The 12,602-nt window shown below is 60.6% G+C and carries 7 protein-coding genes; 3 read left to right on the plus strand and 4 right to left on the minus strand.

Going from position 1 to position 12,602, the window contains the following annotated elements; genetic code table 11:
• Positions 1 to 9: 9 nt before the first annotated feature.
• Entirely contained in the window at positions 10 to 1,053 is a 1,044-nt protein-coding gene (locus ACTFPK_RS08430; RefSeq protein WP_439911427.1) for a lipid II:glycine glycyltransferase FemX, read from the minus strand.
• A gap of 66 nt (positions 1,054 to 1,119) precedes the next feature.
• On the opposite strand from ACTFPK_RS08430, the gene ACTFPK_RS08435 reads away from it, so the two are divergent.
• Together ACTFPK_RS08435 and ACTFPK_RS08440 are read left to right on the plus strand one after the other, a co-directional pair.
• On the plus strand, positions 1,120 to 1,686 hold the full coding sequence (locus ACTFPK_RS08435; RefSeq protein WP_439911428.1) for a DUF3000 domain-containing protein: 567 nt from the start codon (positions 1,120 to 1,122) through the stop codon (positions 1,684 to 1,686).
• 104 nt (positions 1,687 to 1,790) lie between these two features.
• Entirely contained in the window at positions 1,791 to 3,008 is a 1,218-nt protein-coding gene (locus ACTFPK_RS08440; protein ID WP_439911429.1) for an HRDC domain-containing protein, read from the plus strand.
• 315 nt (positions 3,009 to 3,323) lie between these two features.
• Here the strand turns inward: ACTFPK_RS08440 and ACTFPK_RS08445 are convergent, their stop codons facing one another.
• The 3 genes from ACTFPK_RS08445 to ACTFPK_RS08455 all read right to left on the minus strand — a co-directional run bounded on the left by ACTFPK_RS08445 (position 3,324) and on the right by ACTFPK_RS08455 (position 10,509).
• Positions 3,324 to 6,911 (minus strand): exo-alpha-sialidase, encoded by a 3,588-nt coding sequence (locus ACTFPK_RS08445; protein ID WP_439911430.1) that lies wholly within the window; start codon positions 6,909 to 6,911, stop codon positions 3,324 to 3,326.
• Between the two features lie 70 nt (positions 6,912 to 6,981).
• Positions 6,982 to 8,577: a sialidase family protein gene (locus ACTFPK_RS08450; RefSeq protein WP_439911431.1), complete on the minus strand. Its 1,596-nt coding sequence runs from the start codon at positions 8,575 to 8,577 to the stop codon at positions 6,982 to 6,984.
• A gap of 954 nt (positions 8,578 to 9,531) precedes the next feature.
• Entirely contained in the window at positions 9,532 to 10,509 is a 978-nt protein-coding gene (locus ACTFPK_RS08455; RefSeq protein WP_284906634.1) for a FadR/GntR family transcriptional regulator, read from the minus strand.
• Between the two features lie 326 nt (positions 10,510 to 10,835).
• On the opposite strand from ACTFPK_RS08455, the gene ACTFPK_RS08460 reads away from it, so the two are divergent.
• Positions 10,836 to 12,437, plus strand: coding sequence for an ABC transporter substrate-binding protein (locus ACTFPK_RS08460; protein ID WP_126135891.1), 1,602 nt, complete (start codon positions 10,836 to 10,838; stop codon positions 12,435 to 12,437).
• Positions 12,438 to 12,602 lie beyond the last annotated feature (165 nt).

A 12,602-nucleotide genomic window follows, 5' to 3' on the forward strand; every position in this document is an offset into this window, starting at 1 on the left:
AAGCTTTGCCTACCTGCTGCGCCCCAGACGTTCGCGCGCGGCACGCACCGTGCGCGCGACGGCGCGCTTCGCGTGCAGGGCGAACTTGAGTGCCCGGTAGTAGCGCGGGCGCAGCGGAACATCCCAGGCCCCGGCCACCTCGGTGAAATCCGCGGCAAACTTTTGTTTGTATCCGGTCACGCCTTCCAGTTGCGGGGCGCGCTCCGAATGCACCCCCATAAGATCATAAGATTTCCGCCCGGTTTCCCGCAGCCACGTCATCGTATGCATATCCATGAACATAGAAGCGTGGCGCTGGCGGGCCTCCGCGTTGGTCGCCCCGTAATAGGCCTCCCCAAGATCATCGGTGGCGAGCACAATCTGCCAAGCTAGTGCCCGGCCCTCCGCGCGCGCCACGAATAACCGGGCGTGATCCGGGCCCAGAGATTCCAGCATCGTCACGTACTGGCTCATAGGTGCCGCCCCGAAATCATCACGGGTAGCTGTTTCGGTGAGGATGGCGTACAGCTCCGGGAAAACCTCCCGGGCCCGCTCCGTTTCGTCACAAAATTCCAGGCCTTCTGCCTCGGCTTTACGTGCCTGACGACGCCCCGACTTGGAGAAACTCGCCCGGATCTCCGCATCCGGGCGTGCGACGTCGACCACAACGGTGCGATCATAGGTAACCGTCTGCAGTAATTCGTGCAGATCCGGAGCCCGGTGCCAGGCGTGAATCCTCATAAAAGCGAGACCGCGATCAGCACGCCGCACCAGCTGCGCCAGCGCGGTCCGAAACTCCAGTTCTTCGCCGGCCGTGGGCCGTTCCCCCAACCAGACCGGGCCCTTTTTCGCCCACAGGTAAGTAAAACCGCGCCCTTCCATCCGGGTGAGAGAAATAAGAGCACGCGGCGCACCTGCGCTATCACGCCACAGGAAACGCCCGAAAGGTGCGTGGCCGGGCAGAGCATCCTCGTAGCGGTCCCAAGCGGGTAACTGCTCAAGGGGCAAGCCGTGGCCGGCAGCCAGGTCCAGGTAGGTGGTGTCATCGATCCGCGACAGCGAGAGTGTAGACATGCCGCCATCCTACCCGCGCGGCGCGCCTGGCTAAAACCCGTGCACCGGCGCATTACGGTAACTAGCGTGTCTCAGATTCATGCACCCGAGGACTTTCTCACCGCGCTTGATAGCCTGCGCGGGCACGAGTTTCGTCCCGAGCTGCACATCGTGCAGATACCGCCTCCCAAGCGCATCGCCCCGTGGGCCGTTGCGCTTCAAGCTGAGATTAACGATTCGACAGCGATGGAACCGGATAACTACCGCGGCGGAGCCCGCTTCGTCGTGCTGCACGACCCGGCCGGCCAGGAAGCCTGGCACGGAACTTTCCGGATCGTATGCCATATGGGGGCGCCGATGGATGCGGCAATGGCCGGCGATCCGCTCCTCGGCGAAGTAGCCTGGGCGTGGCTTGCCGATACTTTGGATGCGCACGGCGCTGACTACCACCACCTGGTCGGTACCGTGACTCGCATGTACAATGAAACCTTCGGCGGGCTGGAACTCTCCTCCTCCCTGACCGAAGTGGAATTACGAGCCTCCTGGACGCCGAACAGCCCCGATCTTTATCATCACGTGCGCGCCTGGACGGATTTTATTGCGCTGGCCTGCGGCCTAGCTCCGGAAGGAACGACGGCGCTGCCAGCTCGCTAGGTGCGATCCCGCTAGGAGGTGGCACTCCTGCGCGTGGCAACCCCGCGCCTGCGCAGGCCCGCTAGTATTAACCGCGGCCCCTAGTCTGATGCAGTTGTGAGGTTATGACGTCTTCTTCTATTCGCTGGAGCGAAGATCCCACCCTGGTCCATGTGGATACCCCGCGCGAAGGTATCCCGCCGCTCACCACCGGTCCCGCCTATCGCCCCGCACTCGCACGGTTGCGGCGCGGCAGCGGCCCCGTGGCGGTGGATGTGGAGCGTGCCATGGGAATCCGTTATTCAGCCCGGGCCTACCTAATTCAACTGCGCCGCGAGGGCTCGGGAACACTGCTATGCGATCCGGTAGGAAATGAGGAGTACTACCCGGAGCTGGCCGCGATTCTTGGCGATGCCGTGTGGATTTTGCACGCTGCCGATCAGGACTTGCCCTCCCTGGCAGACCTGGGTTTACGCCCGGGACCGGGCAAACTTTTTGATACCGAAGTAGCCGCGTTGCTCTTGGGCGATGAACGTATTTCCCTCCAGGCCCAACTCGCGGAAAATTTAGGATTGCTCCTCGCCAAAGAACATTCGCAAGCGGATTGGTCAGAGCGCCCGCTCGCCGATGAGCTGCGTTCTTATGCCGCGCTCGACGTGGAATTGCTCGCTCCCCTGCGCCACGTGCAACTCGAGCGCCTGGAGCGGGCCGGGCGCCTGGAGTGGGCGGCCCAAGAATTTGAAGAGATCCGCACCCGGCCTCCTAAAGCCGCTCCCGCAGAACCGTGGCGGCGCGCCACCCATCGCCAAGATTTTTCTTCCCGGCGCGATCTCGCCTTGGTGCGGGCCCTGTGGCAGGCCCGGGATCGCATCGCGCAAACCACCGATACCGCCCCGGATCTGGTACTTTCCCGCGCCGATATCGCGGCCCTGGCACGGCGCCGCCCGCGCTCCCTGGCCGATGTGCGTACCGCGCGGCCACTGCGCAGCGGGGGCAAACAGTATTTGGCGCCGGCACTGTGGCAGGCGGTGGCCCAGGCCTGGGCACTGCCGAGCTCTGAACTTCCCGAACCCGCCCCGGCCCGCCCCTCCCGGCGCGCCGAACGTGGAATCCCGCATCTACTTGACCACGTGCGCAGCGCGGTTCAGGAACGCGCAGCGGAGCTGGGAATCCGCCACGATGTACTTCTCAAACCGGCCGTGCAGCGTGAGCTGGCGCGCCTTTTGCGCCGCAGGGTGGCGCGCACCGGCCCCGCCATTGGTGATGCGCTGGCCGAGCTGGGGGCGCGCCCCTGGCAGGTGGAAAATACCGCGGCCTGGATTGCCGCAGCGGTGCGCTCTTAGCGCAGCGCTGTCACCACTTCGAAGTGGTGGGTATTGGGGAAGAGGTCGACGGCGCGCATGGATTCCACGCTTCGCCCGGACTCCACCATCGCGGCCACATCACGGGCCAACGCTGCCGGATCGCAGGAAACCAGAACTATCCGGCGGGCTCGGCTCGCTGGGGGGGGGGGGGGGGGGGCGGGGGGCGCCCCCCCCCCCGGGGGGGGGGGGGGGGGTTAAAAACCCCCCCCCCCCCGGCCCCGGTATTTGTCTCACCCATCGCGCCGTGAGGTGCTTCTCGGCGCGAGGTGTTGTGCTGAGCGAGACGGGATTTGTTTAGCGCCGCACGCCAGGCGTGTCGATGCCGTCGCCGTCCCAGTCGCCGATGATGAGCTTATCGCCGGGCTTGCCGTAGGCAACGCTCATCACGGTATTGCCCTGCGCGTCGGCGGTGTAGATGATGTTGCCGCGGCGCACCCCAACGGTGTCTACGCCGTCACCATCCCAATCACCCACGATAACCTCATCGCCTACGCGGCCGAAGCTAAAGACCGCGTCTGCGTTTCCGGATTCCAGGGAGTTCTTCACGAAGAACTGGTTGCCGCGCACGGCCGCGAAGGTCGCGATGCCGTCGCCGTCCCAGTCACCGGAGATGAGGGTATCGCTGGCCTTGCCGTAAGCGATGACGCTATCGGCATTGCCGCTGGTCAGCGAGTTCTTCACGAACACCTTGTTGCCGCGGATGACCGCGAAGGTGGTCTTGCCGTCGCCATCCCAGTCGCCTACCGCGACCTTATCGCCGGCCTTACCGTAGGAGAATACGGTATCGGCATTGCCGCCGCCCAGGGAATTCTTCACGAAGAACTGGTTACCGCGGCGTACGGCAACGGACTTGCGGCCGTCACCGGTCCAATCGCCCACGAGGACTTCGTCGCTGCTGCGCCCATAGGAGAAGACGAGGTCAGCAACTGTGGATGTCCACGAGTTCGAAAGGTAGTTGGCATTGCCGTTTGATTCGGGAATCGCGGGCTCGCTCGGGTCCGGTGTCGGCTCCGGAGTGGGAGTCGGTGCCGGAGTCGGATCGGGTGTCGGCTGCGGCGCGGGGCTCGGATCGGGAGTACCCGGCGTCGGATCTTCGGTACCCGGCGTCGGATCTTCGGTACCTGGCGTCGGCTCGGGTTCGGGGCTCGGCTCCACGCAGGTATCGGAAACCTCGGTCATCTTGTACACCGCGATTTCCGCGGCGGAGGCCAGCGAGTTCGGCCGGGTCCCGTAGGTGCCGGTAATGCGCAGGCGCAAGAACTGGGCGTCCTTAGTATCCACGAAGAAGGTTGCCGGCTCCGGCGAATTCTCGAAGGTACCTTCAGCAATCTTCACCGCGCTCGCGGCATCCTTACCGGCCCACAGTTCTGCGGAGCGGATGCGGCCGTTATCGCCACCGGCGCTGCGCGGGTGCACATCCACCCGGCCGATATTTTCAGCCTGGGGCAGTGCCAGATCAATATCCAAGGGCAGCGTGATCGTGGAGCTCCACGGGCTGTGCCAGATGGTAGTGAGGTCGCCATCGAAGAGGTTATCGGTGCCGTTATCCTCGCGGGCAGTTTCCGCCGCCACGTCATTAGCGAGCTTCACGCCCGGCACGTAGACCGGCCGTGATTCGCATTCGCGGTTGATGAGGGTGACCTCAGCGAAGCCATTGACCGCTACCTTGTCACCGGAGGTAATACGGAACGGAATGGTTTGATCACCCGAACCGGCCAGCACCTTGGCGCCGATGGTTACCGGCACCTGGACGATGCGGGTTTCCCCGGCCTTGAGGGTGCCCAGCTCCACAGCTTCAGCTTCCCAGCCAGCGGGCAGCTCACCGGGGGTGGCCACCACGCCAGCAAGATCCTCGCTACCCATATTCGTCACCGACAGCGGAATCGAGGACTTGCCACGGTATACCTTGGCCTTCTCCGCAGGTACCGCGGAAACAGGCAGCGAGTTCAGCCAATCCAGGGTGAAGTGGGCATAGAGCATGTCGTTGTTATCGCCCTCGTAGAAGATGCCATACCGGCCATCATCCATAGCCCACATCGTGGAGTACGACATAGCACCCTGCTTGAACTGCTTACCCACTGACCACGTGCGTCCGTCGTCGTACGAAATACGCACGAGGCCGTTCGAACGCGAGGTCGCGGACGACGAGGAGTAAAGCAAAATCTTCGCCTGCGCGCTGCCTTCTGGCGCGTTCGGGAACGCACGGATAATCGAGGCGTTATTGCGCGGGTCGGGCAGTTGCCATTCGACCTGCATCGGGGTGTAGGTCTGGCCGCCGTCCTTCGAGAAGGCGATCTTGCGGGCCATAATGCCGTCCGAGGACCGCGAGTTGAGCATGACGGTGCCGTCGGAAAGCTCCACGACCTTGTTTTCGTCCATGTTCCCGTAGACCGGTTGGCCGGGGGTCCAGGTGGCGCCGTTGTCATCCGAGTAGACGGAGACGGCGGCGTAGCCCTTGCCGTTCGGCATGGTCATCGTGAACTGCTGGATGAGGCGGCCCTTGTGCGGGCCGTACTTGAGCTGGATACCAGCGCCAGAGGCCGCGAAGCGGGAGCGAATATTCTCATCGAAGGTGATGTCCTTGGTGATGAGGCGCGGCTTCGACCAGGTCTCGCCGTTGTCATCCGAGTAGACGACCTGGGCGTGCAGGGCCCGCCGATTATCCGGATCGGTGCCCGGCTGGGAATCCTGGAAACGCACATCGTAGGAGAACACCGAGAAGAGGAAGATACGCCCGGTTTCTTCGTTCACCACGAAGGAGGGATCCGAATAGCCGTATTTATCGGGGCTCTGCATCGTGCCCTTGCCCTGCAGGACCTCGCGCGGCTCGGACCACGACTTGCCGTTGTCCTTCGACACCCGCAACGTGATGTGGTTGGGATTAGGAGAATCGGCGCAGGAACCGGGGCGGCCATCATAAGCTGCGAGGATCCAGCCGTTATTGGCCTGCGCGAGCGCCGGGATGCGGTAGCAGTAACCGTCCTTATCGCCGGCCTTAGCAAGGCGAATCGTTTCCATATCCTTGCGTTCGGTCGGGATAGTGGCCGGATCCGGTTCCTTTTGGACTTCTTCATTGAGAACCTTGATGGCGGGTAGCTCGGCGCGGATATTATCCTGGAGCACCCGCGTGCCATCGCGATCCTCGGTAGCGCGGAACACCACGTAAGGTGTGAAGCTGCCACGCTTGGCATCTTCCGCGGTCACCTTGTAAGTGAGCGAGGAACAACCTTGGGTGGCGCCAGCCTTCAGATCGCCCCAACGACAGTTGGGCTTTTCCGTAGTAAGGAACTTAGACAGGTTGGACTGGTAGGGGAAAGCAGTAATCGTGCGATCCGAGAGATTCGTATAGGTGACCTTGAAGTTTAGTTCTTGGCCGATACGCACTGTATCACCGGACTTGTCGGTGCGTTCAAACGTAATCGACATGTAGCGCTGAGCTTCGGGAACCTCACCTTCGCGATTAACGAGTTGGGTCAACGTCATAGCATTAACTCCGACCTTGCCCTGTGCGTTAATAACGAAGTTAACGGCGATTGCTTCAGTGGTCGCAGGCGCGTAATCGGCGATAGTTACAGGAATGTTGACGAGACGAGTCTCTCCCGGTGCTAGCGCTCCGATTTGTACCGGTTCGGCAGACCAGCCGCGCGGAAGCTTACCTGGTGTGAGAATGGGATCGGGGATCTCCGCGTCGCCCTTGTTCGTCACGCGCATCTTGAGAGTTGCTTCCCCGCGGTTAACAACCGTGGGTTCCGGGGTGCTCGTGATCGGGAGGGAATCCAGCCAATCCAGCCCGAAATGGGCGTAGAGCATATCGTTATTATCGCCCTCGAAGAAGATACCGTACTTGCCGTTATCCAGTGCCCACATCGTGGAGTAGGCCATGGCACCCTTCTTGAACTGCTTACCTACCGACCAAGTTTTTCCGTCGTCGTACGAAATACGAATAAGGCCGTTAGAACGCGAACGTGCGGATGAGGAGGAATAGAGCAGAATCTTCGCTTGATCGCTTCCCTACTTCGGCATCCGGGAATGCGCGGATAATGGACGCGTTGTTGCGCGGATCGGGCAGCTGCCACTCCACCTGCATCGGAGTGTAGGTTTCGCCTCCGTCGTGCGAGTAAGCGACCTTGCGGGCAAGAGTCCCATCGGAGGAACGCGAGTTGAGCATAACGGTACCGTCAGACAACTCCACGACCTTATTCTCATCCATATTTCCGTATACAGGCTTACCTGGCTTCCAAGTTTCGCCGTTGTCATCGGAGTATACGGACACCGCCGCGTAACCGCGTCCCGGTACCGTCATGGTGAACTGCTGAATGAGACGATCCTTATGGGGACCGTACTTGAGCTGAATGCCCGCACCGGACGCAGCGAAACGGGAACTAATAGCCGGATCGAAAGTGATGTCTTTGGTGATAATGCGAGGCTCTGACCAACTCTCACCATTGTTGTCGGAGTAGGACACTTGGGCGTGCAAGACATTGCGTGCCTTAGGATCAGTGCCAGGCTTGGAATCCTGGAAACGTACATCGTAGGAGAACACCGAGAAGAGGAAAATACGTCCGGTTTTCTCATTAACCACGAAGGACGGGTCAGAGTAGCCGTATTTATCGGGGCTATTGAGATGGCCCTTGCCCTTCAAAATTTCCTTAGGTTCAGTCCAGGACTTACCCTCGTCCTTGGAAATACGTAGTGTGATGTGGTTGGGGTTCGGGGAGTCCATGCAGGAATCCGGGCGGCCGTCATAAGCCGCTAGGATCCAGCCGTTATTCGCCTGGGCGAGGGCCGGAATGCGGTAGCAGTAATTTGGCTTATCCCCGGCTCGTGCCAGAGGCACGGTTTGCATATCCTTGCGATCAGTGGGAATAGTGGCAGGATCCGGTTCTTTCGGTGCCTGCTCGTTAATAAGAGTTACCGGCTTGAGTTCTTTCCGGATGCCATCCTGGAGTACTTTTTTGCCGGCAGTGTCAGCTGTAGCTCGGAATTCTACGTAGGGAGTGAAGCTACCGGTCTCCGCATCTTCGGCTGTCACTGTATAGCTAATGCTGGTGCAGCCTTGAGTTTGGCCGGGGCGCAAATTTCCCCAACGGCAGTTTGGCCGACCGGTAGTGAGGAAACCGGATAGATTCGAAGCATATGGGAACGCGGTGAAGGTTTTATCCTTTGTGAGATTGGTGTAGGTCACCGCGAAGGTCATCTTTTGACCGATTTTAAGGGTGTCTCCGTTGTTATCGGTGCGCTCAAAAGTAACCGACATGTACTCGGGTGCAGAAGTTTCTGAAGCACTCGGTTTTTCCGCTCCCGAAGCTGCGGTGCTCTCGGCGGATCTATCGGTATTTTCGGTGGACGTTTCGCTGTTTTCGGGCGTGCTCTCCGCGGCGAGAGCAGTTGACGTGCCTGATTCTAATTCGTCAGCAGTGAGGGCCGGCGGCTGCGCAGTCTCGAGGACTTCCGCTGCCTGAGGCTCGGGCTGCGGGGGTGTTTCCCCCGGGCTGGCCCACGCTGTCAACGGCGTGACCGTGAGGGCAACCGTGGCTGATAATGCCACGAATGCACTCCACCCACGCCGGGCGCGAGGAGTTGACATTGTGCTGTTACCTTTCTGGCAGACATCATCGTCTCGTCTGACGCTTTTGTCAGACAACAACGAAAATAGCACAGTAACTCCACGCTTGGAAAGTATTGTCAGACAATAATGTCTAGTGAAACATCGTTTCGGGGTGCCTTGCGGCCGCGGTGGGTCCATTTCTCCGCGCTTCGGTACGACGGCGCAGCGCAGTCGGCACGTAGCTCCGCAAAGAAGTTCAATGCCCCGGTAAGAATATCTGACATGGCCAGATAGCGCTCCACCGGGGCTCCGCTACAAGCCTATCGGGATGGGAATGCCGAAACAATGATTCCGGCTCACGCCATTACGGGTTTTATCTCCGGGGTTTGCCCCGCGACAGCAACGAAAAGTCGGCCTTATTGAGCTTTTCGACCTCAATGAGTTTGCTTCCTTGACTTTCCTGGCGAGACACCCCCTGACAGAAAACTCGTTCCGTCCGGGCTGCCACGCACCGCGACCACGGGGTAGGCAGAGGTATCAAAATGGGCGTCTCGGACTGTGCGGTCAGCAAAGTGGGCGTAAGGAACATGAAATCGGGTGAAAACGGTGCTCTCACGCCCACTTTGTTCGTGATGAAGGCGCGTCGCTAAGTTGGAGGGGAAGCATAGTGCAAATTCCGGACCGTCAGGGTCGCGTAGTGCAAACTCAGAGCAGAAATCTGGCCAAAATGGTGCGTAGATTTGCATCCTGTTGTGGTGGGGCTACCGGCCGTAAACAGAGCTCCAGCCCACTCTCGACCAAAGTCGGGGCGGGCTGAACTATTGGCTTCAGTCAAATCGTTCCAGCTGTCGGATTCCAGCAAATGCGAGAAGTGCGTGGATATTCGGGCAAGGCGCTCACCCGAGCGCCCCGTTCGTACGGGTACCAGAATCACGTGACTACTGTGCTATCGCCTCACAACACCCCGGAAACCCGCGATGTCGGATCCGCATTATCGGCAAAGGAGGCAGCCCGCTGCGCCCGCGCGGCAATATCAGCAGCGCGCTCAGCACGTTTCGCCTCGCGCTGCTGGGCGGCGTCCCCGGCGCTGAGTTTCTCCGGCGGAGCCTCCGGATCCTCGGAATCCCCGAGCGCGCTTTCGGTGCTTCCTTCGGAAGCCGCGGCATGCTGAGCGGCCTCGTGGCGGTCAATAATCATATTGAGGGGCCGGTAGTGGTCAATGACCGCCCCGCGATACGCGAAAATATCGCCATCTTCGGCGGCCTGGATAATACGTTTATGCGCCTGAGCGGTTTCGAGGAGAAGTTCATCGACGTCGTCGTTTAAATCGCGCAGCGCAATAGAGTGCACCACCCACAGCGCCGTCACCATCTCTAGCGCCACCTCGTTATCAAGCGCGGACGTCATCGCAATGTGGAACTCAATATCTTCGTGCTGGAAATTTTCCCCGCGCAGCGCTTTTTCGGTCATCCGCGCCACGATCTCGTGCAGGTTATCGTGATGGGTGCCCGACAGTGCCCGCACCACGCCTTCCGCCATCCCCAGATCCAGATATTCGCGCAGCTGAGCAACGCTTTCCACCGCGCCCGTGCCCGCTCCGGCGCGCGCGGAGGAGCGCAGCAACAAGGACTCCACCAGCGGGGAAAGGGACATATTCGCCACCTGGGTGCCCTTCCCGCGCTGCGAGGTGACGATATCCAGCGCGGCCAGCTTCGACAGCGCCTCGCGCACCGAGGAGCGTGACACTCCAAGTTCCCGGCACAGCTCTGCTTCGGTGGGAAGCTTCGCGCCGGGTTGCAGGCGTTCTTCAATAATTCGCTGTTTCAAAGCGTCCATGACCAAATCGGCGCGATCCGAGCCGGAACGGGTGTGGCCGCCGGTGGCCCGCATAGCGCCCTGCGTGGCATGTGACTGCGCGTCGTCGGGCATCATGACACCTAAGGTATCGGAAAATGGGTGTTTTCAAAAGATGTGCGTGTGAATATTGAATTGTGTCACGTTACGCCCGTTTTCGTGCGCTTTCGTTATGTGCGGGGTGGCACGACGACGCCGCCACCGGCGCCCGGATCCCCTCCCGCTTTCCAGGTTCATCACAAATTGGTCACAGTTTGCTCACAAGGCAACGGCCGGCCTTGCACAAAGTTGTCAGACAATCTAAAGTCATAGGTACGCGACGCTAAAGATGGTTGTCGCACGCGAAAAAATAGCGGAAATTCGGCAGTGAATTTCCGGAAGAACTCAAAGGAGAGGACACTTCAATGACACGCATGAAGTGGGGCGCCAAGGCCACGGCCGTGCTGGCCGCTGGTGTGCTGGCGCTGTCCGGCTGCGGTGGCGGTGGATCTGACACCGGCAAGAGCGGTGGAGATGCACCCGAGAAGGCCGCAGTTCCCTCGGGACAGCCGGCAAAGGGTGGCACCATTCGCGCGGCGGCCGCCTACGAATCCAATAACTACCATCCCTCGTCCACCTCGTCCGCGCTGGCAACCGGCGCGAATATGCACGTGGTGGAGGGCCTGTACGAACTGGATTACCACGATTACAAGCCCTACCGCGCCTTGGCCAAGGAAGATGCTCCCACCAAGGTGACCGATACCCAGTACGAAGTTTCGCTGCGTGATGGCGCGAAGTTCTCGGATGGTACCCCGGTAACCACAGACGACGTGGTCAAGTCCTTCGAGCGGTCCACCGCTGAGGGCAATATCTACCTGCCGATGCTCAGCTTCATTGACAACGTGCAGAAGAAGGATGACAAGACTGTCACCATCAACCTCAAGCATCCCTTCTCGCTGGTTAAGGAGCGCCTGGCTCTCGTCAAGATCGTTCCCGCCTCGATGAGCGATGATGAGCTCACCTCGAAGCCCGTGGGTACCGGCCCGTGGAAGTACGATGAGATCACCAGCGCCCACATCAAGTTCTCCCCGAATGAGAACTACAACGGCCAGTTCCCGGCCACCGCGGAAGCGATGCAGTGGGAGATCCTCAAGGACGACACCGCTCGTACCACCGCCTTCCAGCAGGGCACCGTAGACGTGATCGAAGCGGCCCCGGCCGATGCCGAAGCTCTGATCAAGGGCGCCGGCGGTGTGATTGACGCGGTGCAGGGCTTCAACCTGCCCTTCCTGCTCTTCAACACCAAGAAGGCTCCGCTCGATAACAACAAGGTGCGCCAGGCGTTCTTCTACGCCATCGACACCGATAAGCTCATCTCCAACGCCCTCTCGGGCAATGCGAAGGCCGCCAAGTCCTTCCTCCCGGAGAGCCACCCGAACTTCCACGAAGCTTCCACGGTCTACACCTACAACCCGGAGAAGGCCAAGGAACTGCTCAAGGAAGCCGGTGTTGAGAACCTCGACATCAAGCTGCTGACCACCGATCACCCGTGGATCACCGCGCTGGCTCCCCAGATCAAGAACGATCTGGCGGCCGTCGGTATCAACGCGACCATCGAATCCCAGGCTTCCTCGGCGCTCTACGCCAATAACTTGGACGTGGACAACCCGACCTTCGATGTCACCCTCGCCCCCGGCGACCCCTCGGTCTTCGGTCAGGATCCCGACCTCCTGCTCAGCTGGTGGTACGGCGATAACACCTGGACCAAGAAGCGCACCCAGTGGGGTGGCTCCGAGAAGTTCAAGGAACTGCACCAGTACATGGACAAGGCCGTCACCCTTGAGGGCGACGCCCAGCAGCAGGAATGGAACAAGGCTTTCGATCTGGTATCCGAAGAAGTTCCGCTCTACCCGCTCTTCCATCGTCAGATGCTGACCGCGTACTACCCGGACAAGGTCACCAACTTCTCCCCGATCTCGACGACCGGCCTTGATTTCATCAACGCTGGCTCCGCGGCTGGAAAGTAAATAATCGCGTGACTCAGCGCTGACGACACGCGCGGCGCTGGTTCAAAGAACACACGGTAATGCGAGGGCCGGGGGTGGTGTAAGCCCCACCCCCGGCCCGAGCTTTGCCCATATACTCCCTCAAATAGTCAACGCGGGGCACCGCAGCCCCGAGGAGATATCGCA

Source organism: Actinotignum sp. UMB0459 (assembly GCF_051905915.1).
In the GTDB taxonomy this organism is placed as follows: domain Bacteria; phylum Actinomycetota; class Actinomycetes; order Actinomycetales; family Actinomycetaceae; genus Actinotignum; species Actinotignum sanguinis.

Bases quoted from the DNA above. Each gene is read 5' to 3' on its own strand.
- ACTFPK_RS08460 (WP_126135891.1), top strand. From the start codon at position 10,836: ATGACACGCATGAAGTGGGGCGCCAAGGCCACGGCCGTGCTGGCCGCT.
- ACTFPK_RS08440 (WP_439911429.1), top strand. From the start codon at position 1,791: ATGACGTCTTCTTCTATTCGCTGGAGCGAAGATCCCACCCTGGTCCAT.
- ACTFPK_RS08445 (WP_439911430.1), bottom strand. From the start codon at position 6,911: ATGGCCTACTCCACGATGTGGGCACTGGATAACGGCAAGTACGGTATC.
- ACTFPK_RS08430 (WP_439911427.1), bottom strand. From the start codon at position 1,053: ATGTCTACACTCTCGCTGTCGCGGATCGATGACACCACCTACCTGGAC.
- ACTFPK_RS08455 (WP_284906634.1), bottom strand. From the start codon at position 10,509: ATGATGCCCGACGACGCGCAGTCACATGCCACGCAGGGCGCTATGCGG.